We start from the raw sequence: 26,187 nt of genomic DNA, 5'->3' as shown, positions 1-26,187 counted from the left end.
GTCTTGTACGCCGCCCGACCCGTCTCCGGCCCCCGATTCAGCCGGTGACCGCCTCGTAGAAGCTGAACCCGGCCAGGACCAGCATCAGCGTGGCGGCGACCTTGGTGATCAGCCGCAGCGGTACGTACTTCATCAGCGTCTTGCCGCCGAGGATCCCGATACCGGCCACGGCCCACAGCGCCAGCACCGCGCCGAGCCCCACCGACACCGGGTTGTCGTACCGCGCGGCCAGATTGGCGGTCATGATCTGGGTCAGATCGCCGAACTCGGCGACCAGGATCAGCATGAACCCGGCCCCCGACACCTTCCAGAAGGACTGGTCCTCGGGCTGCTTGATGCCGTCGTCGTCGCCGTCCGGCTTGCGCAGCAGCAGGATCAGCGCGCCGCCCAGGAACAGCGCGCCCACCACGCCCTGCACCAGCCGGTGCGGCAGCAGGGTGAGCACGCTGCCCGCGGCGATCGCGAGCGCGACATGGACGGCGAAAGCCGCCGCGACCCCGGCGAAGACGTACGAGGCGCGATAGCGGGTGCCGAGCATCAGCCCGGCCAGGGCTGTCTTGTCGGGGAGTTCGGCCAGGAAGACGACGCCGAAGGTGATCGCCATGACGGTGAAGCTGATCACGGAAAGGATTCCTCTATCGGTCGGGCTGCCCGTACCGAGAGACCGCGGGTCCGGGATCCTTACGAATCCGTTTACCCGGAAAAGGGGTCGCTTCGGCACGGCAGCGTCAACAGGACACTGCGGCCGAAGGTCTCGCTGGCCGGAACGGATGAAAACTGTCCACGGCCTCCGGGCGCCGGCCCCATCAGGTCCTGAGACCCGGATGCGGCAGTATGTCGACGTTCCGGCGAAGAGCTACTCCCCTTCTGCTCCGTCCAGGGTAGCCCATCCGGAAACGATCAAGGCGGATCAAGGCCGGTCGCCGGGCCCGCCGTCCCCGGTCCTGTGCAGCCGCCCGCGCGCCACCAGCTCCAGCACCACCGCGACGGCGACCACCTGCACCGCCATCAGCGCGACCAGGACGAAGAGCTGTACGGCCCCGGCGAGCAGCGGGGACGCCCCGCCCAGCAGCATCCCGACGAAGGCCCCGGGCAGGGTGACCAGACCGACCGTACGGGTCTGGTCGAGCCCCGGCAGCAGGGCGTCCGACGCCGAGGTCCTGGCCACTTCGAGCCGGGCGTCCCGCGCCGGGAGACCGAGCGCCAGTCCCGCCTCCATCTCCCCGTGCCGCAGCCGCAGCTCGTCGAGGGCCCGCCGCCCGGCCAGGACGGTCGCGGTGAGGGCGCCACCGATGAGGATCCCGGCGACCGGGACCAGCGCGATGCCCTTCACCGGTACGAGCCCGGTCAGGAGGAGCACCGCGAGGACCGGGAAGACCCCCGCCGCGATCGGCAGGGCGGCCCACCACCAGGTCGCGTTGCGGGTGATCCGCCGTCCGGCGGTACGGACGGCGACCGAGTACATCAGCAGGACGAAGCCGAACAGCAGCGGCAGCGCGTGCACCACCCAGCCGATGACCAGGGAGACCGCGGCGAGCTGGGCCGCTGCCCTGACGCCCGCGACGACGATCTCCCGGGACCGTCCGAGATGCGCGACGGCGGCCACCGTCGCCGCCGTGGCGAGCAGTACGGCCAGCACCGCACCGAAAGTGACATCGACCTTCAGCAGCACGCGCCAACCCTACGCGCGGCCCCGGCGCGGCCGGCATCGGCGCATGCGTCACGCGGGGCGGATACGGCGCCCGCTATGGCGCCGGAGCGCCGGAGCCGGGACGCTCGACGAGAAAGCCGGGACGCTCGATGAGAGTCGCATGAAAATCACCCCGGAATCTTTACTTGAACTTGCAAGCACATCTGAGGGGTACCTAACTTGAAAGCGTCCTGTCCGGGACGACCGCTCGGGGCCGAGGCCGGTCCCGCGCTCCCCCCACACCCCAGGAGTCCCCCATGCCCGCAACGCTTACTCAGGCCCTCACGCGATATCAGCCGTACGCCATCGGCGCCTTCCGGATCGTGGTCGGCCTGCTGTTCGCCTGCCACGGCGCCGCGTCGCTCTTCGGTCTGCTGGGCGTGCCCGACGGCGCCACGGCCGAGGCCGGCACCTGGCCCGGCTGGTACGCGGCGGTGATCCAGCTGGTCGGCGGCGCCCTGGTGATGCTGGGCCTGGGCACCCGCTCGGCGGCGTTCGTCTCCTCGGGGTCGATGGCGTACGCGTACTTCAAGGTGCACCAGCCCGACGGCCTCTTCCCGATGGAGAACTCGGGCGAGGCGTCGGCGATGTTCTGCTGGGCCTTCCTGCTGCTGGTCTTCACGGGACCCGGCGCGGCGGCGCTGGACTCCCTGTTCGGCCGGGGGCGCCCGGCGACGGCCGACGCGCCGCGGCCCCGCGCCCAGGCGTCGGCGACGCGCTGAGGAACCCCGACCAAGCAGGCACCACCGCCGCCAACGCGACCAACGCCACCGCCCCACACGGCCCGCCGCCGAGCTGCCCGCCCCATCGGGCGTCCGGCGACAACCGATGCATCACCCAACAGGTATGTGTCGATACACAACGGAGCGCCCGGCCCCTCTTTGGAGGGTTCGGGCGTTACCCGTGGTCGGCGGGGACGAGTACCGTCGACGGGTCCGGACCGTACGGGGGCTTCCCGGGCGCGGACGGAAGCGCGGGCCCATCGGCGGGCAGGGTGATGATCACAACATCCGCCACCCCGGACCCACTTCCGGTGGACACCGCGCGTACGCTGTACAGCTGTCAGTGCCATCGTCTACCGAACACGACCGAACCAGACCGACACAGCACTGTCATCACACGGGGCAACGGGGAGAGTACACAGTGCTGGAGAGTCTGGGGCCGCTGGTCGGCAGCCCTTGGATCTATGCCGTCGTGGCGCTCTCCGTGCTGCTCGACGTCTTTCTGCCGGTTCTGCCGAGCGGAGTTCTGGTGATCACGGCGGCGACCGCCGCCGCCGCGGGTTCGACCACCGTCACGGGCCAGGTGCCCCGCGAGGTGCCGTCCCTGCTGATCCTCATCCTCTGCGCGGCGACCGCGTCCGTCCTGGGCGACCTCTTCGCCTACCGGCTCGCCCGGCGCGGCGGCGACCGCTTCGACCGGGCCATCGCCCGGTCCCGCAGACTCACCAAGGCCCAGGACAGACTGGGATCGACGCTCGCCCGCGGTGGCGGCGCCCTGGTGGTGATCGCCCGCTTCGCCCCGGCCGGCCGTTCCGTGGTCTCCCTCGGCGCGGGCGCCGCCCGCCGCCGGGTCCGGGAGTTCCTCCCCTGGTCGGCCCTGGCCGGGGTGATCTGGGCCGGCTACAGCGTCGGCCTGGGCTACTTCGGCGGCCAGTGGCTGGGCGCCAGCTGGGTGGGCGCCGCGGTCTCGGTCTTCGCCCTGTTCGGGGCGGGCGCCCTGGCGGCCTATGTGATGCGCCGCCGCCCGGCGCCCCCGAGGGCCGCGGCCCCGGCTACGCCCGCCCCCTGACCACCAGCCCGTCGAGCAGCCGGGCCGTCGCCTCGGCTATCTCGTCCACGGCCCGGTCGAAGACTTCCTGGTTGTGCGCGGCGGGCGCCCGGAAACCGGACACCTTCCGTACGTACTGGAGCGCGGCGGCACGGATGTCCTCCTCGGTGGCCTCTTCGGGCAGGACGGGCGGGCGGAGAGTCTTGATACTGCGGCACATGCCTCCAGTGTGCCTCCGCCCACCGACAACGCCCTCGGACCGGAGCCCGCGCGTCAGCCCGCCCCGAACCGCCTGACGTACCGCTTCTGCCAGGGCGTCTCGACGGCCCGCCGGTCGTAGCGCGCCCGCACATAGGCGACGGCCTCCGCCGCGGGCACCCCGTCGAGAACGGCCAGGCAGGCCAGCGCGGTACCGGTACGTCCCCGCCCGCCGGCGCACGCCAACTCGACCCGCTCCCCGCCGCACCGCTCCAGCGTCCGCCGCAGCAGGCCCGCGGCCCGCTCCCGGTCGGCCGGCAGCCGGAAATCGGGCCAGCGGATCCACCCGCTCTCCCATGCCACGGCGGGCGGCGGCTCACCCAGCAGATAGACCCCCACCTCGGGCTCCGGCCCCTCCGGCAGCGGCCTGCGCAGCCCCCGGCCCCGTACCAGCCGCCCGGACGGCAGCTCCAGCACTCCCGGAGCCCCGACGTCCCACATCCCCATGGACCCACCCTCCCTTTCCGACCCGACGCTATGCCCGCCGCGCGCCGCCGACCCGGGAATCACCGGTATCCGGGGCTATCACCTCACCCCGCCGCGTCCCCGACCGCGGTCCCCCGCACCCACCCCTTGAGCGCCTGCTGGACGGCCTGCCGGTGCTGCCCGGGTCTCCTGATCGGTCCGGGCCCGCCTCACGGGTGGGCTACGCACTCCGCCGTAGCGACCCGGCGCGGGGATGCGGATGGATTCGGAAATCGCCTCGTACTTCGGTGGCGGCCACCGGGCGGCACACGAAGCGGTCCGTCTGCGCTCACGGGCCGACCGCGCCGACGACATCCGCCCGGTCGAGTCCCCCCGGACGGCCGCCGTCACTACCGAAGACGACGCAATCCAAATATGTCGCCCATGGTCGACCATCTCGCTTCTCCGCAGGTGGAATGAGGTCGTCGGCCTTTCGATGCGGCGCACCCGTCAGTACTGATCGCGGATATCACCCATGAGCCATGACGGGGCCGGCAGGTATCGATTCGGCCAACAGCCCCCTCCTTCCCCTTCGTGATCAAGCCGACGGCCATCCGCATAAGTAGAGGTGCTGACCTAAGATTCACTTGCCCATCAGAGCCCTGCCCGGCCGGCCCGACAGCCTCATTCGGCACCATCACGTCACCCCCTCGAACCCGCTTCCGCGGCGGGGCTCAAAGGAACGACTTCAAGTATGCAGCACCGAACGCCATCGGGGGAGAAATGAAGAGGAAGAGCTCCGTCGTCATTGTCTCTGTGAGCAAACAGATCCTGACGATCGGATCGTCCTTCTATCCGCTGCAGAGCGTGGCGCGGGTGAGCACGGTGGAGTGGATCGCCCGACTGCGCACCATGATCTGGTCGGCCGTCAAGGCCTTCGCCCTGGCGATCGTGCTCTGGGTGGGTGCCGCGATAGCCGATGCCGGGTCCGCCCAGGCAGGAGTGGTGGTCGGCCTGCTGGCCGTCGCCGCGACGGTGCTCACCGGATACCGAGTACTCCAGATCACCCGCAGAAGGCCCTACTACTGCCTGGTCATCGAAACGGCAGGTGATCCGCACGCCGCCCTGGTGAACGACGATCCGAAAGTGATTGCCGATATCGCCGGAATGATCATGGCGGCCATCAACGACCCCGCCATCACCTTCCAGCAGACGGTAACCAACTTCAAGCACGTGGGAGATGTCATCCGCGGCGACAAGGTAATGGGAGACAAGAGGACGAAGGACTGACCGAACATGACGGAATACCATCACGTGGGTGACATCGTCGGCGGCGACAAGGTAATGGGGGACAAGATCATGGGCGATGTTTTCAAACACATCGGAGCGGGCGCGACGGTCATCAACAAGAGCGTGCTGAGCAACGCGTTCAATCGCGTGCAGTCCGATCACGGACCGGATGTGTCGCAAGCCCTGCTGCGTATCGGGGAGATCGTCGCCGACTCGCAGAACGAGGAAGCGGCCGAGAACTTCAACGCGCTCTCCGCCGAACTCGCGGCCGAGCCCCCGAAAAAGGCCGTTCTGAAGGCCCTCTGGCTGGGCATCCTCGCGGCGCTCCCCGGCGTCACGGAGCTGACATCGCTGGGCGAGCAGATCTCCGGCCTCTTCCGCTGAGCCTCGTCGCGGGCTCGTCGCGGCCTCGCGGCGGGCTCGCGGCGGGCTCGCGGCACGACGCCCCGCTCCTCGTACGCCGCCGTGAGAGCGGATACGGCGAAAGCCCGGGTCCGTGACGAGTTGTCGCCGACCCGGGCTTTCGCCGTACTCCTACCGGTGGGCGCGGACGGTTTCGAACCGCCGACATCTGCTTTGTAAGAGCAGCGCTCTACCCCTGAGCTACGCACCCGTGGATGAGGCACCAGCGTACATGGCCGACCCGGGACGGTCGCAAACCCGTTCCGGGTAGGGGGGAAAGCCCCACCAAGGATGGGGTGGGCCGCCGGATCGAGAGGTGGGGCGGGGCGACCTAGTTTGGAGGACGTCAGGGGAGCCGGCAGGGGGAAGGGACACGTTATGAACCGCCGAACCGTCCGGGGGATCGTCGCGATCGGGGTCGGGGGTGCGGCGGTGGCCGGGCTCGCTGGGTGCGGGAGCGCGGACGCCGGGGACGCGGAGCCGGAGAGCAGGGCCTTCGCGCTGACAGGGAAGGTGCTCACCGTGGACGTCGACGACTCCGATGTGACGCTCGTACCCGCCGATGTCACCGAGGTGAAGGTCACCCGGCAGGTGGACGGGTGGGAGCTGTTCGGGGACGGGCCCAGTCCGGTGTGGCGGATGGAGAGCGGGCGGCTGACCCTGCGGACGGGCTGCGGCGCGGTCGGGAACTGCGAGGCGAGGCACACGGTCGAGGTGCCCCGGGGGATCGCGGTGACGGTGAAGAGCGACAACGGGAAGGTCACCGCGTCCGACTTCACCGAGAAGCTGGACCTCTCCACCGACAACGGCGATGTGGTCGTCCGGAACACCACCGGTGAACTGCGGCTCGCCTCCGACAACGGCAATGTGCGGGCCGAGGGGATCTCCGCCCGGAAGGTGCGGGCCGAGACCGACAACGGCGATCTCAAGGTCCGGATGAAGAAGGCCGCCGATCAGCTGGAGGCCAGCAGCGACAACGGGAGCGTCGTGGTCGAGCTGCCCGCCGGGCAGGCGCCGTACGACGTCACGGCACGGAGCGACAACGGATCGAGCAAGGTCGACGTCCCCGAGGACGGCACCAGTCCGCGGGTGGTCCGGGCGATCAACGAGAACGGGAATGTGACCGTCCGCATCGCCGGGTGACAAACGGCCCGTGTGTGTGTCCGTACCGGATGGGACAATGGTCCGGGACACGGCGACGCGGCACGGGAGAGGGATGTGACGGCGACACACACGCGGTTGCGGGCGGCGGCAGCGGCGGTGCGCGCCGCCGTGGATGTGTTCCGGCTGATGTCCCTGCCCGTTCCGCTGCTCGCCGCCGTCGCACCGGCGGCCTTCGCGGGCGGCGGGACGCGGCGCTGGTTCGGCGGGCGCGGCGAGAGCCAGCGGGCCGAGGCACAGGCCGCGAAGGACGCCGCGGCCGCCGCTTTCTACGAGCTGGACAGCGCCCAGCGCGATCTGCGGATCTCCATCGAGACGATCACCGCGGCCGACGACTCGCCGCGGACCCGGGAGGCCGTCGCGGGGTTCGCCGCCATCGGACGGCGGATCGACGAGGTCAGCGGGCGCTATATCACCGCCGTCGACACCCATGATCTCGACCGGGACGATCTCGACAGCTCCGTCGCCGCCCGGGCCCGTACCGAGCTGAACGGGGCCCGGGACGAGCTGGTCTCGGTCAAGGGGGAGCTTGACCGGTTCGGGGAGGGGCTCGGGCCGCTGCTCGACAAGGCCGAGAGCCGGCTGGCCCGGCTGGTGCCCGCCGTGGAGCGGGCCCGCGCCGCCCTCCTCGCCGCCAGCAACGCGCTGGACGCCGTACGGGGTTCGGGGATGCGCGCGGACGACCTCGCCGCCCGGCTGGCCCGGCTCGCCCCCGAGCTGACCAAGCTCAACCAGGGCGCGGGCCGGCACGGGGTGACCGAGACACTGCACCGCGCCGACCAGGTCCTGCGGGAGGCCGAGGCGGTACGCGCCGAGGCCGAGCGGCTGCCCGGCCTCGCCGCCGACATCGACAAGCGGCTGGTGTCCCTGCGGACCCGCGCCCAGGCCCTGACCACCCGGGCCGCGGGCGTCCAGCCGGTTCTGAGCGAGTTGCGCCGCCGCTACACCGCCGCCTGCTGGCAGGACCTTCAGGCCGTGCCCGACCAGGCCGCCACCGATGTCGCTCTCGCGGAGCGGCGGCTCGCCGAGGCCGCCACGGCCCGTGACGAACAGCGCTGGGCCGATGTCACGGCCCTCCTGGGCACCGTCCGTGCCCTGCTGAACACCACCGACGAGGCGGTCTCCGCCGCCCGGGACCGGCTGACCAGGCTGGACGCCGTCGCCGCCGACCGGCGGCCGGAGATCGACCGGACCCGGTTCGCCCTGCGCGACGCCCAGCGCCTCGCCATGGCCGGACGCGACCGGCCCGACCCCCGGCACGCCCGGCCACTGGACGACGCCGTCGCCCGGCTCGACCGCGCCGTGGCGTCCCTGGACGGCCGGCACCCGGACTACTGGCACTTCCTGACCGAGACCGAGGCCGTACGGCGGGCGGCCGCCCGGGTCGTCGAGCGGATCCGCGAGGACCGCGCCCAGCAGTGACCGGGCCCGCGCCGCACCGGCGCGCGGGTGTGCGTTTGTAGGGACGGCGCGACGGGCGGATGCTGGGAGGTACGAGTACGTCTCGTACCCGAGGAGGCCACTCATGGCCGCACACGCACTGCCCCGTAAGCACCCCTCCCGGCAGCGACAGAACCGTCCGCGGACGGTGCTGGACGAGCATCTGCCCGTCGACCACCGGCTCAGTCTCGTCTACCGGATCGGCGCGGGCGTGATGGGGGCTTTCCTGCTCGTCTTCGGCATCCTGGGGCTGATCGACAAGATCGGCTTCTTCAATACCGCGGGCGCCACCGTCGCCGGCCTCAACACCAACGGCGCGCTGAGCGTCCTGTCCATCTGCGTGGGAGCGCTGCTCCTCTTCGGGATGGTCAGGGGCGGCAACTTCGCCTCGACGCTGAACATGGTGCTCGGGGTCCTCTTCATCGCCAGCGGCTTCATCAATCTGGCGCTGCTGGACAGCAGCTTCAACCCCTTCGCGTTCAAGATCCAGAATGTGCTGTTCAGCTTTGTCGTCGGACTGCTGCTGATGTTCTTCGGGATGTACGGGCGGGTCAGCTCGACGCTGCCGCACGACAACCCGTACTGGAAGGCCCGCCATCCCCGGGAGGCGGAGGCCGAGGAACGGGCCGCGCGGGCCCGGGGCTCGGCGGTCTCCACCGGCGTCCACGATTCCGGCGGCGGCGCGTAGGGTCCGTGCGACAGGCCCTAATCTTGGGGCATGCCTCGTTACGAGTTCCGCTGCCGCACCTGCGACGACACCTTCGAGGTGGATCGCCCCATGGCCCGCTCCGGCGAGCCCGCCGACTGCCCCGAGGGCCATCCCGACACCGTGAAGCTGCTCTCCGCCGTCGCCGTCGGCGGTACGGCCTCCGGGTCGGCGCCCGCGCCCTCCGGAGGGGGCGGGGGCGGCTGCTGCGGCGGTGGCTGCTGCGGCTAGGTCCTTCCTTCCGGATCAGGTCCCCAGGAAGCGCAGTACGGCCATCACCCGTCGCGAGTAGCCCGATGTCCGGGTCAGCTCCAGCTTGTCGAAGATCGCGTTGATGTGTTTCTCGACCGCGCTCTGCGATACGTGCAGCCGCTGGGCGATGGCGCCGTTGGCGTGCCCCTGCGCCATCTCCGCGAGGACGTCCCGTTCCCGGCCGGTGAGCCGGGCCAGCGGGTCCGTACGGCTGCTGCGGGCCAGCAGCCGCCGTACGACCTCCGGGTCGAAGGCGGCGCGGCCCCGTGCCACCCGCTCCAGCGCGTCGAGGAACTCGTCGATCTCGACGACCCGGTCCTTGAGGAGGTAGCCGACGCCCCGGGACTCGCCGCTGAGGAGTTCATTGGCGTACCGGCGCTCCACGTACTGCGACAGCACCAGCACCCCCACCCCGGGCCAGCGGCGGCGGATCTCCAGCGCCGCGCGGAGCCCCTCGTCCGTGTGGGTCGGGGGCATCCGGACATCGGCGACCACCACGTCCGGCGGTCCGGCCGCGACCGCGGCGATCAGAGCTTCGCCGTCCCCGACGGCCGCGACGACCTCATGGCCCTCCTCGGCGAGGAGCCGGACGAGCCCCTCCCGCAGCAGGGTCGAATCCTCGGCGACGACTATGCGCACGGCAACTCCGCGGTGATCGTGGTGGGTCCGCCCGGCGGGCTGTGGACCCCGAACCGGCCGTCGAGGGCGGCGACCCGGCGCGCGAGACCGGTCAGTCCGCCGCCCGCCGGGTCGGCGCCGCCCCGGCCGTCGTCCTCGACGGCCAGCCGCAGCCGGTCGCCGTCCCGGTGGACGCGGACGCCGATCCTGGTGGCCCCGGCGTGCTTGACGACATTGGTGACGGACTCGGAGACGACGAAGTACGCCACCGTGGCCGCGCGCCGTCCGGGCGGCGCGCCCCCGTCGTCGTAGCCGAGGCCGACGGGGAGCGGGGTGCGTTCGGCCACGCTCTCCAGCGCCGCGCCGAGCCCGGCCTCGTCCAGGACGGCGGGATGGACCCTCCAGGCCACCTCCCGCAGCTCGGCCAGGGCCCGCCGGTTCTCCTCCAGCGCCGAGAGGAGCAGCCGTCCGGCCCGCTCGGGGTCGGTACTGCGGCGGGCGCGGCCCAGCAGCATCCCGAGGGCCACCAGGCGCTGCTGCACCCCGTCGTGGAGATCGCGTTCGATCCGGCGGCGCTCGTCGTCGACGGCGTCGACGACGTCGGAGCGGCTGGTGGCGAGCTGGTCGATCCGCCGCCGCAGGGCCTCGTGGGGCTCGGGATCGAAGACGTGCCGGACCAGCCGCTCCTCCATGAGCATCGTGCCGTACACCCCCTGGGCGCCGAGGACCAGCAGAAACGCGCCGAGCAGCCCGGTCCCGACCACTTCGACGGGGTAGTCGACGGAGATCACGAACCAGCCGAGGAGGCCGACGGAGAGCCAGAAGAGACCGACGGCCATCACCCCCAGGATCAGCCCGCCGAGCAGCCCGAGAGGGACGCGGCACGCGACGTATCGCAGCGCCCGGTCCGGCGGGAGGTCCACCGGCGGCCGGACTCCGCAGCACCGTTCCAGCCGGCGCAGCTCGATCCGGGCGGCGCGGACGGCGAGGCCGGAGAGCGCGGCCGGGACGGTGCGGCGGGCGGGCGGCCGGGCCAGGGCGGCGGCGAGCACCGGGGCCGCGGCGAGCGCGGCGAGCGCTCCGGCGACGGCGGTCACCGCTCCGGCCGCGAGGCCGGCCGTACCGCGGCCGCCGCGGACGGCGAGGGCCCTCAGCGGGGTTCCGCGGGCTCGCCGGACGGTTCGGGAACCCCCGGGATCCCGGATATCACGGGCATCTCGAATGTCCCGGATATCCCGGGCGTCCCGGACCCCGGTACCGTCCCTCACGCCCCCCACACCCCCCGAGCCGGTATGATCTTCCACGTCTCCGCCCACCCTCCCGTCCCCGTCTTCTCACGGTGACCCGCTTCCGCCCGATCACGCTAATCGTCGCGACCGATCGGCACACTGCGGTAAACCGCAGGTCAGTGTGAGGGAGGCTTCAGTCTCCCTTCAGCTCGGGGTCATTACCTTCGAAGGCATGGACCCCATGATCGTGAACGCCGCCGAGCCGCTGCAGAGCAGTGCCCCGGGCTGGATCAACAGCCTCATGGACACTCTCGGCGCCCCGGGCGCGGGCATCGCCATCGCCCTGGAGAACCTGTTCCCGCCGCTGCCGAGCGAGGTCATCCTGCCGCTGGCGGGCTTCGCCGCCAGCACGGGGCAGATGAATCTCATAGCCGCCCTGATCTGGACGACGGTCGGCTCGGTCGTCGGCGCCTGGGCGCTGTACGGGGTCGGGGCGGCCCTGGGGCGGGACCGGACGGTCGCGATCGCCTCGAAGCTGCCGCTGCTGAAGGTCTCCGACATCGAGAAGACGGAGGCCTGGTTCGCCAAGCACGGCCCGAAGGCGGTCTTCTTCGGCCGGATGATCCCCATCTTCCGGTCGTTGATCTCGGTACCGGCCGGGGTGGAGCGGATGTCCGTCCCGCTGTTCCTGGTGCTGACGACGGTCGGCAGCGCGATCTGGAACACGATCTTCGTGATGGCCGGATATCTGCTGGGTGAGAACTGGGAGTCCGTGACGGGGTACGTCTCCACCTACTCCAAGGTCGTCCTGGTCTTCGCCGTGCTCGCGGTGATCGGCTTCTTCGTCGTCCGGATGATGAAGTCGGGTTCGGGCAACCGCCGGGCGTAGCGACACCGCGCACCGACGAAAAGACGAGAAAGGGCCGCTTCCCCGGGAATTCGCCGGGGGAAGCGGCCCTTTCGGCTACCGGCTACCGGCTACGGCGCGAGGAACCTGCGGAGGATCTCCTCCCCGGCCGCGACCCCGGTCTCCGTCAGCGTCTCGACCTTCGGCCCGGTCCACCCGGTGTCCGCCAGTTCGCCGTGTCCCGGCCGCCATGCCCGGTCGGCCGCCAGCAGCAGGTCCGCGTCGAGCAGGGAGTCCCCGGCCGCGAGGATCTCCGTCGCCCCGGTCCGCCGGGCCACCTCCCGTACCGCCGCGCTCTTGGTGAGCGGTCGCGGGACCGCGTAGATCTTCCGTCCCTGGAGGGAGACCGACCAGCCGCGCGGCCCGGCCCAGTCGGACAGCTCGGCGACCCAGCCGTCGGGCAGCTTCGCCCGGTCGACCACGAGATAGGCGAAGAGGTCCTCGGCGATCCGCTCCTTCAGCAGCCACCCCGGGTCGGCGACGGCCAGCAGATGGGCGCGGACCTCGGCGAGGGACGCGCACTCGTCGGCGAGCCGGGCGTCGACCGCCCGCCGCCAGCCGTCGTCGGAGACGCCGTCGACCAGGAGGTGCCCGCCGTTGGCGCAGACCGCGTACGCGGGCGGCGGCCCGGGCAGCCTGATCCGGCCGTACTGCTCACGGGTGCGGGTCGTGGTGGGCACGAACACGGTCTCGGCGGCGAGCCTGGCCAGCAGCCGGGCAGCGGTCTCGGTGACGTACGACAGCGGCTGCGACTGGTAGACCTCCAGACAGAGCAGCCGGGGCGCGTGGGCGTCCGGGCCGGTGAGTCCGAGGGCGGCGGCGGAGTAGATCAGCGTACGGTCCAGGTCGCTGGCGACCAGCCGGACGGCGCGGGGGCTCGTACTCACGGCGCGGTCACCGCCGTACCGCCGAAGCCGGTGGCGCCCCGGGTGTAGCGGGGGTGGATCAGTCCGACACAGCTGTACGGCAGATCGCCGACCTCCTCGACGGGCACCCCCCGCTGCTCCGCCAGCAGCCGGACGTGGTCGAGGTCGGAGCCGGCCCCGGCGCGGGCGAGGATCTTCCACGGGACGCGGCGCAGCAGGACCCGGGTGGTCTCGCCGACGCCCGGCTTGACCAGGTTGACGTCGTCGATGCCGTACTCCCGGCTGATCCGCTCGACGGCGGCCCAGCCCGCCCAGGTGGGGCTGCGGTCGGCCGACAGCAGCTCCTTGACGTCGGTGGCGACGGCCGCGGCGACCTCGTCGAAGCGGGCGGCGACGGTGTCCACGAAGTGCCGGGAGACGTCGGAAGCGCCCAGCTCGCGGTAGAACTTGGCGCCGTGGTAGTCGTCGGGGCCGACGAGGTCGGCGCGGAGGACCGTACGCGATATCAGCCCGGAGACGGTGGAGTTGAGGCAGGCCGAGGGGATGAGGTAGTCCTCCCGGGTGCCGTAGGTGGAGACGCAGCCGCCGGGGTCGGCGAGGACCGCGATCCGGGGGTCGAAGCCGTCGAAGGCTCCGATCGCGGCGGCCAGTTCGCGGGTGATGGCGCCCTTGCCGGTCCAGCCGTCGACGAAGACGACATCGGCCGGGTCGTGATGGTCGGCGAGCCAGCGCAGGGCGTTGGCGTCGATGCCCCGGCCGCGGACGATGGAGACGGCGTAGTGCGGCAGATCGAGCCCGTGCCGCCGGGCCCAGCGGCGCATCAGGACACCGACGGGGGTACCGGCGCGGGCGAGGGAGACCAGCACGGGGCGCGGGGAGCGTTCGGCGAGCACGGTCTCGGTGACGGCGCCGACGGCGCGGGCGACCCGGGCGGCGGAATCGTCCAGCGCGCGCTGGAAGAGCCGCTGGTACTCGGCGCTGGGCTGGTACTCGACCGGCAGCGACTCGGCGTAGTGCGCGCCGCCGCTCTGGATCGCCTCCTCCCGCTCCTCGGTGGGGGCTTCGAGGGGGACGTCGGAGAGGTCGCGCAGCAGCCAGCCGACGTCCTCGGGCGGGTAGGACGAGAAGGCGGGGCCGCGCAGCGGCTCGGACAGCATGGCGGCCCTTCCGGGGGTGGGATGCGGCGGCGGTACGTGGCTGGGCACCACGGCCAGCACGATATGCGGGGTGTGCGGGGCGAGCGCCGCGAGCAGTCCGCCGGGGGCGTGCAGCGCCGGGGTGTCGGCGACCGAGTCGACGACCGCGACGACGGCGTCGAATCCGGCGCCGGCCACGTTGTAGGCGTAGCGGTCGCCGGGCCCGTCGGCGGGGTCGTCGTGGGCAGGGAAGGTGATCCGGGTACGGATCGCGTAGCCGGGGTCGTCGACGGCGAGTACCGGCGAGCGGGTGGTGGTGGAGTACCGCACATCGGCCGCGATCATGGTCTCCAGCTCGGTCGCCAGACGCAGCGGGGCGTACATCAGCTCCTCGAAGCCGAGTACGAGCACGGTTCCGCCGCGTCCGGTGCCGTTTCCGGTGCCGCGTACGCCGTCGGGCAGGGTGTCGCGTACGGCGTCGGGCAGGGCGGCGGCGACGGCTCCGGCGAGTGCGGGCAGCGCGCCCTCCAGCGTCTCCCGGTGGGCGGGGAGGAAGCCGTGCCGGCCGCCGTCGGGGAGCCCGGCGGGCCAGGGCAGCTCGACCCGGTGGACTCCGGCCGCCCGGGGCGCGGGGATCGCGGTGCCCCGGGGGGTCTCGGGGGCTTCGCAGGCCTCCGGGGCTTCGGAGGCTTCGGGGGCCTCGGGGGCCTCGGGGGCCTCGGGGGCCTCGGGCGCCTCGGGCGCCTCGGGGGCCGACCAGTGTTCGACCAGCGCGCGGCCCTTCTCCAGCACCCCGTCCGGGAGAGTGACCGTGCCGGAGGCGAGGGCGATCAGGTCGACCCGGGCGCCGAGGTCGGCGGCGAACGCGGTCAGCCGGTCGCGGTCGGCCGGGGAGCGCATGTCGACGAGGGCGACGACGACGTAGCGGTCGCGGGGGAAGCGCTCGTGGAGGGCCCGGATGGTGTTCAGGATCGTATTGCCGGTGGAGAACTCGTCGTCGACGAGGACCAGCGGTCCCGGCGCCGCCAGCAGGCCGGGGTCCTCGGGCAGCAGGAGGTGCGACGAGTGGTGGGAGTGGGCCTCCTCGAAGCCGCCGGCCGTGGCGACCCCCGGGACCGGGCGGCGGGTGGAGTGCAGATAGGGCGCGAGGCCCACCCCGTCGGCGACCGCGTGGCCGAGTCCGGTCGCGGTCTCGGCGTATCCGAGGACGACCGCGCGGGCCGCCTCCTCGTCTCCGATCAGCTCCCGGACCCGGACGCCCAGGTCGTGCCCGGCGCCGTAGACGACGGCAGGCGAGCGGGGGACGTGCTTGCCGAGCACATTGGAGACGAGCAGATGGGCCCGTTTCGGGTTGCGGCGCAGCGCCAGTCCCAGCAGGGACCGCAGCCGCTCGTCCCCCTCCAGACCGACGCCGAGCCGCTCGGCGACCCATCGTCCCGACCAGACCATCGCGTCCGTTCCCTCCGTCACTGCCGTCACTGCGGTCCCTGTGTCTCTCGATGTGCTCGGTGTGCCGGGTGGGTCGGGTGGGCCGGATACCCAGCGGGCGCCCGGTGCCGTACCCCCGGTCATGAGGCGGCGTGCCCGGCCCGGAGCAGCTCCACGAAGCCGACGTCCTCCCGGGCCACCCCGAAGGCCGCCGCGCGCAGCAGGGTGCGTTCGGCCCAGGCGCGGTGCGGCTTCACCTCGTTCATCTTGTTCGTGTACGCGGAACGCAGCACCCCGCCGCCGCCCCGTTCGGGGCGGAGGATGTCCTGGGCGTCGCTGAACTCCTCGTGGCTGACCACGGAGAGCGCGTGGACGGGCAGGACGTGCGAGGGGTGGATACAGGTCTTCCCGGTGAGCCCGTTGGCCCGGTCGAGTTCGATCTCGCGGAGCAGTCCGTCGAGGTCGTGCTCGATCAGGGTGGTCCGCAGCTCGTCCGCCCGGCCCTCCATGAAGGGGCTGCGGCGCAGCTGGGGCTTGAACATCCGCTCCTGGAGCCGGAAGTACTCCCAGACGGGCCCGGTGACGGTGTAGCCGGTGCCGTCGGCGCGGCCCAGGACGTTGACGACGTCCGCGATGACGGCGGCGACGATCTGGACGTCGTACGCCGTCATGTCGGGCGAGCGGCGCAGCCCGTAGGCGGAGCAGAAGTCGGTGACCCCGAGGCGGAGCGCGAGGACGCGGTCGCGGTACTTGTCGACGGTGGCCGCTATTCCGGCCAGGGTCCGGCCGCGGGTCTCCAGATGGAGCAGCTCCGGGGATTCGAGGACGGGCATGGCGAAGAGCCGGTGGCCGCTGGCCGCCTCGGCGGCGGTGAGGGCCTCCAGGAAGGGGATGCCGCGTTCCTCGGTGAATTTCGGCAGTACGAAACCGGACAACCGGCGAATCGATTCTCCGAACCGTCGCGCCAGGTCGGGAATCTGTCCGGGGTCCCGGACCCGGATGAAGAGGAGCGGTAGCTCGACCCCGGCCGCGGCCCGGGCGTCGAGGTCGGCGAACTGCCGGACCAGGTTCTCCTCGGCGGCCGGGACCTCGGCGTCGTCGATGGAGTCCTCCAGGCAGACCACCATGGAGACCACGCCCAGGGCGACCTGCTTGAGGACGTCGTCGGCGAGCCGGGGGCGGGTGGCCGGGCTGTAGAGGGTGGCCCCGAGGGCGGCGGCGAGCACGCGCGGGGAGGAGCCCGCGGAGAACTCGATGGGCTCCCGGTGGAACAGACGTTGCCGGACGGCAGGAGACAGCTGTCCGAAATGACGCATGTGGATCCCCCGAGACGAATGGCGGCCTGCCCGACTGACGTGGCCGGTAATAGTACGTAGGACAGCATGGCTGGGGCGCCCCGCCCCGATGAACACCGGGTTACGCGGACGCGTAATCCCGGTGTACGCCACCGGGGCGCGGGCCCGGCGGTCCGGGCGCCGCCCGCCCGGCCGTGGGTCCGCGTTGTCCGTCCGCCCCCGGGGAGGGCAGGATGGCGGACATGACGCACGCGATGGTGAAGGGCTCGAACGTGGCTCTGGACGCCACGGCCGTACGGGCGGTGCTGCGATGGACGCCCGGGACCGGCGTCCCCGACGTGGACGCGTCGGCGCTGCTGCTGGGCGCGGACGCCCGGGTCCGCTTCGACGAGGACTTCGTCTTCTACAACCAGCCCCGGCACCCGTCCGGACTGGTGCGGCGGCTGTCGAAGAAGCGCGTCGGGGAGCAGCTGACGGACACCGTGGAGGCGGACCTCGCGGCGCTGGACGCCTCCGTCGACCAGATCGTGCTCGCCGCCTCCTCGGACGGCGACACCTTCCGGCTGGTGACCGATCTGCGGATCGCGCTGTACGACGCGGGGGCCGCGGACGGCGAGCCGCTCGCCGTCTTCGACGTGCGGCCCGAGACGGGCGAGGAGAACGCGATCATCTGCGGCGAGCTGTACCGGCGCGGGGACGCCTGGAAGTTCCGGGCGGTGGCGCAGGGCTATCCGACCGGTCTGGTGGGGCTGGCGACGGCGTTCGGGATCTCCGTGGACGAGGCCCAGCCGGAGGCCGGGGCCGAGGGGACCGACCCGAGCGCCGCCGCCACCTCCGCGTCCGCCGCCACCGCTTCCGTACCGCCGTCCGCGGCTCCGCCCGCGCCCGTGGCGACCGGCGCACGGGTACCGCCGCCCCCGGCTCATCCGCCCGCCGCCGTTCCCGCCCACGCCGGGCCGGGACCGGGTGCCGACGGCTATCCCCTGCCGCAGCCGTCCGGCGCTCCCGCCCCCGGCCGGGAATTCCGGATGCCGCCGATGGGTCCGCAGTTCGTCCGTTCCTGAGCCGGCCGCCGGGTGGTGCCGGTACGGCTCAGGGGTCGGGGCCGGGGCCGGGGTCGGGGCCGCTAGAGCTTGGTCTTGTAACCGCGGCCCCATTGGAGGCCCCATCCGTACAGGCGGTCGAGCTCTGCCTGGAAGCCGTAGACGAACTTCACCTCACGGCGGACGATCAGCTGCCCCTTGGTGTTGTCCATGCTGAACACCGCGCAGGAGCGGGCCTGTGGAGCCCGTTCGTCCAGTTCGACTTCGACCCGGGGGCCGCTGCTGGGATAGAGCGTGACCACGGCGTGCGTACGGTCGAAGGCCGGGGTCTGGTCGTAGATGTAGACGAAGAACAGCAGGCGCTTTATTTCTTCGTGATGGTCCAGATTGACGTAGATCGTCTCCCCGGAGCCGGAGCCGAAGCGGTCGTCGCCGCTGCCCTTCACATAGGGCGGCTCGTGGGTGGATCCGAGGAAGCCGCCGAGGGGCTGTACGACGCCCTTGGAGCCGTCGGCCAGCTCGTAGAGGCAGCCGAGGTCGAGGTCGACGTTGACCATGCCCTGGGTATGGGCCTGGACCACCTCGGGCTTGAAGAGCTGGAGGGGGCGCCGCAGGAGCTGGCCGCTCTGCCGGGACCGGCCCTCGATGTCCGATGTGCGCATCCGCCAGGAGAGATTGACCCGCAGATGTCCGCTGGCGGCGCCCTGTTCCATCAGGGAGACCGTCGGCCGCCGTTTCGTCAGTGAGATGGTGTTCGCCGCCGCCGTGCTCACGTCGAACTGGTTCGTCCTGCCCCGCAGGAGACCGTCCCAGAAGGCCATGCGTCGCCCACCCCCAAAGTGGTCTGCCGGTGGACCGTGGTCCCCGGGCCGTCCGATGGATCCCCCGTCCCCGCTCTCCCCGTGGTCGGCGGCGCGTGGGCGCGCCGCGCGGGGCGGCTCCGGAGCCTGCTGCCCCGTAACCGCCCCGCAGAGAGCGTTCCTCAATCAGCCGGTCGTCACACCCCGGCTTCGGAGTGTGGCCGGGCTTTTTCGTCCTCGAGGGCGACGGCCCTGTTGCGCTTGATCGAGGACCAGAAGGACCAGCCGATCAGGATCACACCGATGAATCCGGTGATGAACGCGTTGATCTCGTACCGGATGGTGATCAGCAGGATGCCGGCGAGGGCGCCGATGGCGTAGTGCGCGCCGTGCTCCAGGTAGACGTAGTCGTCGAGGGTGCCCTCGCGGACCAGGTAGACCGTGAGCGACCGGACGTACATCGCGCCGACCCCGAGCCCTATGGCCATCAGAACGATGTCGTTGGTGATGGCGAACGCGCCGATGACCCCGTCGAAGGAGAACGAGGCGTCGAGGACCTCCAGGTAGAGGAACATGAAGAAGGCGGCCTTGCCGCCGACCTGGAGGGCGGTGACCTTCTTGCCGCTCTTGCGGGCGGCCTCCTCGACCTCGTGCTGCCGCTCCTCCGACTCCTCCAGCTTCTTCTCGAAGTAGCCGGAGAGACCGCCGACGACGAGATAGGTGATCAGACCGCCGATACCGGCCAGCAGCACGGTCTCGGTCTTGTCCTGGGGGCCGCTGTGGGTGTGGGCATCAGGCGCGAGGTAGAGCGCGCTGAGCAGCAGCAGGATCAGGGCGATGCAGGCCGACAGCATGTCGACCTTGCCCAGCTTGGACAGCGGGCGCTCCAGCCAGCCGGCCCACTTGAACTCCCGGTCCTCGAAGATGAAGTCCAGGAAGATCATCAGCAGGAACATGCCGCCGAAGGCGGCGATGGCCGGATGGGCGTCCGTGACCAGCTGTTCGTACTTCTCCTTGTCGTTGAAGGCCAGTTCGACCGCCTCGATGGGACCGAGACTCGCCGATACGGCGACGATGACGACGGGGAAGACGAGCCGCATACCGAAGACGGCGATAAGGATGCCGATGGTGAGGAAGATCTTCTGCCAGAAGGCATTCATCTTCTTCAGGATCCCGGCGTTGACCACCGCGTTGTCGAAGGAGACCGAGATCTCCAGCACACAGAGGATCGCGACGAGCCCGAAAGCGGTCCAGCCGCCGTAGAACACCGCCGCGACCAGGCCGAGCGCGGTGACCGCGAACGACCAGCCGAAGGTTTTCAGAACCACTGCTACCCAATCCTGTTAGGTGGGGTTCCCCGAAGTCCCCCGGGCAGTCCGTGGGAGGGTTCACCCCGCACAACCGGGGCGGGGGTCAACCCCCGCCCCGTGTGCGGCTTTACGAGACATTGACCCCGAAGTCTAGGGCGATCCCCCGCAGGCCAGACGCATATCCCTGGCCCACTGCACGGAACTTCCACTCACCGCCGTAGCGGTAGAGCTCGCCGAAGATCATCGCGGTTTCGGTGGAGGCGTCCTCACTGAGGTCGTAGCGGGCGAGTTCCTGGCCGTCGGCCTGATTGATCACTCGGATGAAAGCATTGCTGACCTGGCCGAACGTCTGACCGCGGTTCTCGGCGTCATGGATGGAGACCGGGAAGACGATCTTGTCCACGACGGCCGGGACCAGGGTGAGATCCACGATCAGCGACTCGTCGTCGCCGTCGCCCTCACCCGTGAGGTTGTCACCGGTGTGCTCGACGGAACCCTCGGGGCTCTTGAGATTGTTGTAGAAGACGAAGTACTCGTCGCCCAGTACGCGGCCGTTCCCGCACATCAGCGCACTGGCGTCGAGGTCGAAGTCGGCTCCGGTGGTGGAGCGCACGTCCCAGCCGAGGCCGATGAGCACCCGGGTGAGATTCGGCGCGGCCTTGGAGAGGGAGACATTGCCTCCCTTGGCGAGTGTGACGCCCATGATCTGGTCCTCCCCGCAATGACCTGTGTCGCAATGACCTGTGTCGTCGTCGGATGCCCCAGGGACCGCCGGGCCGCGTGAGGCACGTCCGGCGCCGCACGGAAGGGTGCGGCGCCGGACGGTTGTCGCTCTGTTCGGAGTGTTCCGCCCGGGAACCGGGTCTCAGACGTTGACGCCGAAGTCCTGGGCGATACCGCGCAGCCCGGAGGCGTAGCCCTGGCCGATGGCGCGGAACTTCCACTCCGCGCCGTTGCGGTACAGCTCGCCGAAGACCATGGCGGTCTCCGTCGAGGCGTCCTCGGTCAGGTCGTAACGCGCCAGCTCGTTGTTGTCGGCCTGGTTGACGACGCGGATGAACGCGTTGCGCACCTGGCCGAAGGACTGCTGGCGGGTCTCGGCGTCGTAGATCGAGACCGGGAACACGATCTTGTCGACATCGGCGGGCACGCCCACCAGATTGACCTTGATCTGCTCGTCGTCGCCCTCGCCCTCACCGGTGATGTTGTCACCGGTGTGCTCCACGGAGCCGTCGGGGCTCTTGAGGTTGTTGAAGAAGACGAAGTTCCCGTCCCCGGCGACCTTGCCCTGGGCATTCGTCAGCAGGGCGCTGGCGTCCAGGTCGAAGTCCGTACCGGTGGTCGTACGAACGTCCCAGCCAAGGCCGACCGTCACGGCGGTCAGTCCGGGCGCGGCCTTGGTCAGCGAGACGTTGCCGCCCTTGCTGAGGCTGACTCCCACGAGTCCCTCCATTGGTGTTCAGGGGCAGCGCCCCCGTCATACGTTTCATGTGTCGGATCAACGAGGCGATCCTAGTGACCGCGTCCCGGGGGAAACAGACTTTCGGCCGGGCGGCCGTCCGGTCCTCCCGCCGTTCGTCAGAGGCTTGCCAGCGCCTTGGCGTACTCGTTCAGGTCGCGGGCGTCCGGCAGGGCGTTCACGACGCTCCAGCGGACGATCCCCTCGGTGTCGATGACGAAGGTGCCGCGTACGGCGCAGCCCTTCTCCTCGTCGAAGACGCCGTAGGCCCGGGAGACCTCGCCGTGCGGCCAGAAGTCGGAGAGCAGCGGATACTCCAGGCCCTCCTGCTCGGCGAAGACGCGCAGGGTGTGGATGGAGTCGTTGGAGACGGCCAGCAGCTGGGTGGTGTCGTTGACGAACCGGGGCAGCTCGTCCCGGAGGGCGCACAGCTCACCCGTGCACACCCCGGTGAAGGCGAACGGGTAGAAGAGGACGACCACGTTCTTCTCGCCCCGGTAGTCGGCGAGCCGCACGGTCCGGCCGTGGTTGTCCTTGAGGGTGAAATCGGGGGCCTTGGTGCCGACCTCGATGGCCATGACGTGTGGGTTCCTTCCGCCGGTCCCGTTCGGTCGTTCGGGTGCCGACCGGGCGGGCGGATCCGCCGCCCGGCGACCCTCCCACCCTAAGCGGACCCCCGGGGCGCGGACCGGGACCCCCCGGCGACTCCCCCGGCGGGCCTCCCGACGGCTCTCCGGGCGGCTCTCCCGGCGGCTCTCCCGGCGACTCCCCCGGCGGGCCTCCCGGCGGCTCTCCGGGCCGGAACGGGCGGACCCCCCGCGGCATCGCCGCGGGGGGGCCGGGGGGTGCCGCCCGGGCAGGGCGGCGAAGCGGCGCGCGGAGCGCGCCGGTCAGCGCTTGGGGGCGATCAGCTTGGTGCCGACCCAGTCCTTCGCGACGCTGATGCTCTTGGTCTGCGACAGCCCTGCCGTCTGGGCGGCGTCATTGATGTCGCTGGGCTCCACATAGCCGTCCCGGCCGGTCTTGGGAGTGAGCAGCCAGATCCGGCCGCCCTCGTCCAGCAGGCCGATGGCGTCCACCAGGACATCCGTCAGGTCGCCGTCCTCGTCACGGAACCAGAGGAGGACGACGTCGGCGACGTCGTCGTAGTCCTCGTCCACCAGTTCCTGACCGATTACGGACTCGATGCCTTCGCGGAGATCCTGGTCGGCATCGTCTTCGAAGCCGATCTCCTGGACCACCTGTCCGGGCTCGAACCCCAGCCTGATGGCCGGGTTGGTCCGCTCCTCCGCGTGGTCCGCGGTCGCGCTCACGGCTTGCCTCCTGATCATGTTCGGTAGATGCTGCGGCCGCGCGCGGGCGCGCGGCGTGTTGGCCGTAGTCCACACGGGCGGGACGGATCGCGCAAGTACCCGGCCGCCCGGACCGCCGAAACGGTGACGTTTGCGCCCGTCTCGACGCAACTCCCGACACATACGGCCGGGGGGCCGCGCCGTGCTCCGGAGCATTCGGCCGCCTTTGCAGCATACGACGCATTCCCGCCCCGTTCCCGACGACCTCGGTCCCGGCCACCCGAACGGGACGTCCGTTCACCACGGGCGTATGGTTCGTATTTGTACAACCTTGCGAATCGAGCTGTATAAAAGCCGGTTACCTCGGGGTAGAGATGACGTTTCCCGCCCCGAGGTACACGATGGGAGGCGGTGCGGCGCGCCCGGGGCGGCCGCGAGACGCCTCCCGGCACCGTCGGCACCGCCCGGAATCCCGGGGCCCCGGGGGTGGACAGGGGTCCCCGCGGGAACTCCGGTCCGTCGACCCTCCGAGCAGCGAAGGAACAGCGTGGCTTCCGGATCAGATCGCAACCCGATCATCATTGGCGGCCTTCCCAGCCAGGTCCCCGACTTCGATCCCGAGGAGACGAAGGAGTGGCTGGACTCACTCGACGCGGCCGTGGACGAGCGGGGCCGGGAACGGGCCCGCTATCTGATGCTGCGGCTCATCGAGCGGGCCCGTGAGCGCCGTGTGGCCGTGCCGGAGATGCGCAGCACGGACTATGTGAACACGATCGCCACCAAGGACGAACCGTTCTTCCCCGGAAACGAGGAGGTCGAGCGGAAGGTCCTCAACGCCACCCGCTGGAACGCGGCCGTGATGGTCTCCCGCGCCCAGCGCCCCGGGATCGGCGTGGGCGGCCACATCGCCACCTTCGCCTCCTCCGCCTCCCTCTACGACGTGGGCTTCAACCACTTTTTCCGGGGCAAGGACGGCGGCGACGGCGGGGACCAGATCTTCTTCCAGGGCCACGCGTCGCCGGGCATCTACGCCCGGGCGTTTCTGCTGGACCGGCTCTCGGAGGCCCAGCTCGACGCCTTCCGGCAGGAGAAGTCCAAGGCCCCGAACGGCCTCTCCAGCTATCCGCACCCCCGGCTGATGCCCGATTTCTGGGAGTTTCCGACCGTGTCGATGGGCCTCGGCCCCATCAGCGCGATCTACCAGGCCAGGATGAACCGCTATCTCCACGCCCGGGGCATCGCGGACACCTCGCGCTCCCATGTCTGGGCGTTCCTCGGCGACGGCGAGATGGACGAGCCCGAGTCGCTGGGCCAGCTCTCCATCGCCGCCCGCGAGGGTCTGGACAACCTCACCTTCGTGGTGAACTGCAACCTCCAGCGCCTCGACGGCCCCGTCCGGGGCAATGGCAAGATCATCCAGGAGCTGGAGTCCCAGTTCCGCGGGGCGGGCTGGAACGTCATCAAACTGATCTGGGACCGTTCCTGGGACCCGCTGCTGGCCCAGGACCGCTCCGGGCTGCTGGTGAACAAGTTGAACACCACCCCGGACGGCCAGTTCCAGACCTATGCCACCGAGACCGGCGACTACATCCGGGAGCACTTCTTCGGCGGCGACCAGCGGCTGCGCGCGATGGTCGAGAACATGACCGACGAGCAGATCCTCCACCTCGGGCGGGGCGGCCACGACCACCGCAAGGTGTACGCGGCGTTCAAGGCGGCGAAGGAGCACAAGGGCCAGCCGACGGTGGTGCTCGCCCAGACGGTGAAGGGCTGGACCCTCGGCCCCAACTTCGAGGGCCGTAACGCCACCCACCAGATGAAGAAGCTGACCGTCGACGACCTCAAGGGGTTCCGGGACCGGCTGCACATCCCGGTCGCGGACTCCGCGCTGGAGGACGGGCTGCCGCCGTACTACCACCCGGGTCCCGGATCCGAGGAGATCCAGTACATGCACGACCGGCGCCGGGCGCTGGGCGGCTATGTACCGAGCCGGGTGGTGCGGTCGAAGCCGCTGGCGCTGCCGGACGCCAAGACGTACGCCTCGGTGAAGAAGGGCTCGGGCCAGCAGTCGATCGCCACCACCATGGCCTTCGTCCGGCTGCTGAAGGACCTGATGCGGGACAAGGAGATCGGCCGGCGCTTCGTGCTGATCGCCCCGGACGAGTACCGCACCTTCGGAATGGACTCGTTCTTCCCGAGCGCCAAGATCTACAACCCGCTGGGGCAGCAGTACGAGTCCGTCGACCGCGAGCTGCTGCTCGCGTACAAGGAGTCACCGACCGGGCAGATGCTGCACGACGGGATCTCGGAGGCCGGCTGTACGGCGTCCCTGATCGCGGCGGGCTCGTCCTACGCGACCCACGGCGAGCCGCTGATCCCGGTCTACGTCTTCTACTCGATGTTCGGCTTCCAGCGGACCGGTGACCAGTTCTGGCAGATGGCCGACCAGCTCTCGCGCGGTTTCGTCCTGGGCGCCACCGCCGGGCGGACGACCCTGACCGGTGAGGGGCTCCAGCACGCCGACGGCCACTCCCAGCTGCTGGCCTCGACGAACCCGGGCTGTGTCGCCTACGACCCGGCGTTCGGCTTCGAGATCGCCCATATCGTCGAGGACGGGCTGCGCCGGATGTACGGCGGGGACGCCGAGCACCCGAACGGCGAGGACGTCTTCTACTACCTGACCGTCTACAACGAGCCCATCCGGCACCCGGCCGAGCCCGACGACGTCGATGTCGAGGGCATCCTCAAGGGCGTCCATCGCTACCGGGCGGGCGACGCGGGCCGGATCCCGGCCCAGATCCTGGCGTCCGGGGTCGCGGTGCCGTGGGCGATCGAGGCGCAGCGGATGCTCGCCGAGGACTGGGACGTACGGGCCGACGTCTGGTCCGCGACGTCCTGGAACGAGCTGCGGCGCGAGGCGGTCGACGCGGAACGGCACAACCTGCTGTATCCGGAGGAGGAGCAGCGCGTCCCCTACGTCACCCGGAAGCTCGGCGGCGCGGAAGGGCCGTTCGTGGCGGTCTCCGACTGGATGCGGTCGGTACCGGACCAGATCTCCCGCTGGATCCCCGGCCGGTACACGTCCCTGGGCGCGGACGGCTTCGGCTTCGCCGACACCAGGGGCGCGGCGCGGCGCTGGTTCCATATCGACGCGCCCTCGATCGTGCTGGCGGTCCTGACGGAGCTGGCGGCGGACGGCAAGGTCGACCGCTCGGTCCTGAAGCAGGCCGTCGACCGCTACCAGCTCCTCGACGTCGCGGCGGCGGACCCGGGACCGGCCGGCGGCGACGCGTAGCCTCCGGCTCGGGCACTGGTGAAGGGCCTCGCGCCCCTGGGCCTCGTCTTGTGGCGGGGCCCCGGGGGGCGGGGTCCGTCCTGCCGCCGGGCGTTGTCGTCCGGGCGCGCCCCGGTGATGGGCTTGTCGCGCAGT

The 26,187-nt window shown here is 71.0% G+C and carries 26 protein-coding genes and 1 tRNA gene; 11 read left to right on the top strand and 16 right to left on the bottom strand.

Going from position 1 to position 26,187, the window contains the following annotated elements:
* Positions 1-37: 37 nt before the first annotated feature.
* Both ACFXG1_RS24970 and ACFXG1_RS24965 read right to left on the bottom strand, forming a co-directional pair.
* Positions 38-622, bottom strand: coding sequence for a TMEM165/GDT1 family protein (locus ACFXG1_RS24970; protein ID WP_384744601.1), 585 nt, complete (start codon positions 620-622; stop codon positions 38-40).
* Between the two features lie 288 nt (positions 623-910).
* A complete protein-coding gene (locus tag ACFXG1_RS24965) occupies positions 911-1,672 on the bottom strand; it encodes an ABC transporter permease (RefSeq protein ID WP_384713489.1) in 762 nt (253 codons plus the stop codon).
* A gap of 275 nt (positions 1,673-1,947) precedes the next feature.
* On the opposite strand from ACFXG1_RS24965, the gene ACFXG1_RS24960 reads away from it, so the two are divergent.
* Both ACFXG1_RS24960 and ACFXG1_RS24955 read left to right on the top strand, forming a co-directional pair.
* On the top strand, positions 1,948-2,412 hold the full coding sequence (locus ACFXG1_RS24960) for a DoxX family protein (RefSeq protein ID WP_384744599.1): 465 nt from the start codon (positions 1,948-1,950) through the stop codon (positions 2,410-2,412).
* Between the two features lie 421 nt (positions 2,413-2,833).
* Complete coding sequence (locus ACFXG1_RS24955; RefSeq protein ID WP_384713495.1) at positions 2,834-3,481, top strand: DedA family protein; 648 nt, start codon at positions 2,834-2,836, stop codon at positions 3,479-3,481.
* On the opposite strand, the gene ACFXG1_RS24950 is transcribed toward ACFXG1_RS24955, so the two are convergent.
* Both ACFXG1_RS24950 and ACFXG1_RS24945 read right to left on the bottom strand, forming a co-directional pair.
* Entirely contained in the window at positions 3,465-3,680 is a 216-nt protein-coding gene (locus ACFXG1_RS24950; protein WP_384713498.1) for a DUF2277 domain-containing protein, read from the bottom strand. The genes ACFXG1_RS24955 and ACFXG1_RS24950 overlap by 17 nt on opposite strands.
* A 53-nt stretch (positions 3,681-3,733) precedes the next feature.
* The gene (locus ACFXG1_RS24945) at positions 3,734-4,165 is read right to left on the bottom strand and encodes a protein phosphatase (protein WP_384713500.1); all 432 of its coding nucleotides are present in this window, start codon (positions 4,163-4,165) and stop codon (positions 3,734-3,736) included.
* Between the two features lie 774 nt (positions 4,166-4,939).
* On the opposite strand from ACFXG1_RS24945, the gene ACFXG1_RS24940 reads away from it, so the two are divergent.
* Positions 4,940-5,413 carry a DUF6232 family protein gene (locus tag ACFXG1_RS24940; protein WP_384713503.1) on the top strand — a complete coding sequence of 158 codons (474 nt, stop codon included), beginning with the start codon at positions 4,940-4,942 and terminating at the stop codon, positions 5,411-5,413.
* Positions 5,414-5,419: 6 nt separating this feature from the next.
* Positions 5,420-5,797 carry a hypothetical protein gene (locus tag ACFXG1_RS24935; RefSeq protein ID WP_384713506.1) on the top strand — a complete coding sequence of 126 codons (378 nt, stop codon included), beginning with the start codon at positions 5,420-5,422 and terminating at the stop codon, positions 5,795-5,797.
* A 157-nt stretch (positions 5,798-5,954) separates the two neighbouring features.
* Here the strand turns inward: ACFXG1_RS24935 and ACFXG1_RS24930 are convergent.
* Positions 5,955-6,026 (bottom strand) — tRNA-Val (locus tag ACFXG1_RS24930).
* 167 nt (positions 6,027-6,193) lie between these two features.
* On the opposite strand from ACFXG1_RS24930, the gene ACFXG1_RS24925 reads away from it, so the two are divergent.
* From ACFXG1_RS24925 to ACFXG1_RS24910, 4 genes are all read left to right on the top strand, one after another.
* Complete coding sequence (locus ACFXG1_RS24925; protein ID WP_384713509.1) at positions 6,194-6,958, top strand: DUF4097 domain-containing protein; 765 nt, start codon at positions 6,194-6,196, stop codon at positions 6,956-6,958.
* A 75-nt stretch (positions 6,959-7,033) separates the two neighbouring features.
* Positions 7,034-8,398: a hypothetical protein gene (locus tag ACFXG1_RS24920; RefSeq protein WP_384713512.1), complete on the top strand. Its 1,365-nt coding sequence runs from the start codon at positions 7,034-7,036 to the stop codon at positions 8,396-8,398.
* Between the two features lie 103 nt (positions 8,399-8,501).
* Entirely contained in the window at positions 8,502-9,104 is a 603-nt protein-coding gene (locus ACFXG1_RS24915) for a DUF4383 domain-containing protein (protein ID WP_384713515.1), read from the top strand.
* A 30-nt stretch (positions 9,105-9,134) separates the two neighbouring features.
* Positions 9,135-9,353, top strand: coding sequence for a zinc ribbon domain-containing protein (locus ACFXG1_RS24910; RefSeq protein WP_384713518.1), 219 nt, complete (start codon positions 9,135-9,137; stop codon positions 9,351-9,353).
* 15 nt (positions 9,354-9,368) lie between these two features.
* Here the strand turns inward: ACFXG1_RS24910 and ACFXG1_RS24905 are convergent, their stop codons facing one another.
* Both ACFXG1_RS24905 and ACFXG1_RS24900 read right to left on the bottom strand, forming a co-directional pair.
* The gene (locus ACFXG1_RS24905) at positions 9,369-10,013 is read right to left on the bottom strand and encodes a response regulator (RefSeq protein ID WP_384713521.1); all 645 of its coding nucleotides are present in this window, start codon (positions 10,011-10,013) and stop codon (positions 9,369-9,371) included.
* The gene (locus ACFXG1_RS24900) at positions 10,004-11,089 is read right to left on the bottom strand and encodes a sensor histidine kinase (protein ID WP_384744594.1); all 1,086 of its coding nucleotides are present in this window, start codon (positions 11,087-11,089) and stop codon (positions 10,004-10,006) included. The genes ACFXG1_RS24905 and ACFXG1_RS24900 overlap by 10 nt, the downstream gene beginning before the upstream one ends.
* Before the next feature lie 373 nt (positions 11,090-11,462).
* On the opposite strand from ACFXG1_RS24900, the gene ACFXG1_RS24895 reads away from it, so the two are divergent.
* Positions 11,463-12,110 (top strand): DedA family protein, encoded by a 648-nt coding sequence (locus ACFXG1_RS24895; RefSeq protein WP_384723384.1) that lies wholly within the window; start codon positions 11,463-11,465, stop codon positions 12,108-12,110.
* Positions 12,111-12,199: 89 nt separating this feature from the next.
* Here ACFXG1_RS24895 and ACFXG1_RS24890 read toward each other — a convergent pair whose 3' ends face one another.
* From ACFXG1_RS24890 to ACFXG1_RS24880, 3 genes are all read right to left on the bottom strand, one after another.
* The gene (locus ACFXG1_RS24890) at positions 12,200-13,015 is read right to left on the bottom strand and encodes an HAD family hydrolase (RefSeq protein ID WP_384722542.1); all 816 of its coding nucleotides are present in this window, start codon (positions 13,013-13,015) and stop codon (positions 12,200-12,202) included.
* Positions 13,012-15,579 carry a phosphoribosyltransferase gene (locus ACFXG1_RS24885; protein ID WP_384744604.1) on the bottom strand — a complete coding sequence of 856 codons (2,568 nt, stop codon included), beginning with the start codon at positions 15,577-15,579 and terminating at the stop codon, positions 13,012-13,014. Before ACFXG1_RS24885 ends, ACFXG1_RS24890 begins: the two co-directional genes overlap by 4 nt.
* Positions 15,580-15,698: 119 nt before the next feature.
* Entirely contained in the window at positions 15,699-16,874 is a 1,176-nt protein-coding gene (locus ACFXG1_RS24880; protein WP_384715662.1) for an HpcH/HpaI aldolase/citrate lyase family protein, read from the bottom strand.
* A 212-nt stretch (positions 16,875-17,086) separates the two neighbouring features.
* Here ACFXG1_RS24880 and ACFXG1_RS24875 point away from each other — a divergent pair, with 212 nt between their 5' ends.
* Positions 17,087-17,917, top strand: coding sequence for a TerD family protein (locus ACFXG1_RS24875; protein ID WP_384715659.1), 831 nt, complete (start codon positions 17,087-17,089; stop codon positions 17,915-17,917).
* Positions 17,918-17,979: 62 nt separating this feature from the next.
* On the opposite strand, the gene ACFXG1_RS24870 is transcribed toward ACFXG1_RS24875, so the two are convergent.
* The 6 genes from ACFXG1_RS24870 to ACFXG1_RS24845 form a co-directional block, all read right to left on the bottom strand.
* Positions 17,980-18,717: a Tellurium resistance gene (locus ACFXG1_RS24870; protein ID WP_384715656.1), complete on the bottom strand. Its 738-nt coding sequence runs from the start codon at positions 18,715-18,717 to the stop codon at positions 17,980-17,982.
* Positions 18,718-18,893: 176 nt separating this feature from the next.
* Positions 18,894-20,024 (bottom strand): DUF475 domain-containing protein, encoded by a 1,131-nt coding sequence (locus tag ACFXG1_RS24865; RefSeq protein ID WP_384715653.1) that lies wholly within the window; start codon positions 20,022-20,024, stop codon positions 18,894-18,896.
* A gap of 109 nt (positions 20,025-20,133) precedes the next feature.
* Complete coding sequence (locus tag ACFXG1_RS24860; protein WP_384715650.1) at positions 20,134-20,709, bottom strand: TerD family protein; 576 nt, start codon at positions 20,707-20,709, stop codon at positions 20,134-20,136.
* A 162-nt stretch (positions 20,710-20,871) separates the two neighbouring features.
* A complete protein-coding gene (locus ACFXG1_RS24855) occupies positions 20,872-21,447 on the bottom strand; it encodes a TerD family protein (RefSeq protein WP_384715647.1) in 576 nt (191 codons plus the stop codon).
* Between the two features lie 137 nt (positions 21,448-21,584).
* Positions 21,585-22,043 (bottom strand): peroxiredoxin, encoded by a 459-nt coding sequence (locus tag ACFXG1_RS24850; RefSeq protein ID WP_384715644.1) that lies wholly within the window; start codon positions 22,041-22,043, stop codon positions 21,585-21,587.
* A gap of 312 nt (positions 22,044-22,355) precedes the next feature.
* On the bottom strand, positions 22,356-22,778 hold the full coding sequence (locus tag ACFXG1_RS24845) for a DUF3052 domain-containing protein (RefSeq protein ID WP_384720049.1): 423 nt from the start codon (positions 22,776-22,778) through the stop codon (positions 22,356-22,358).
* A 526-nt stretch (positions 22,779-23,304) separates the two neighbouring features.
* Between ACFXG1_RS24845 and aceE the strand changes: the two genes are divergently transcribed.
* Positions 23,305-26,052, top strand: a complete 2,748-nt coding sequence (gene aceE / locus ACFXG1_RS24840; protein ID WP_384720051.1) for a pyruvate dehydrogenase (acetyl-transferring), homodimeric type — start codon at positions 23,305-23,307, stop codon at positions 26,050-26,052.
* The last annotated feature ends 135 nt before the right edge of the window (positions 26,053-26,187 follow it).

Origin of the sequence: Streptomyces sp. NPDC059248 (assembly GCF_042753905.1) — a bacterium.
Classification (GTDB): Bacteria; Actinomycetota; Actinomycetes; order Streptomycetales; family Streptomycetaceae; genus Streptomyces.
The sequence above is the reverse complement of the archived record's forward strand: the minus strand, read 5'-3'. Positions and strand labels throughout refer to the sequence as shown.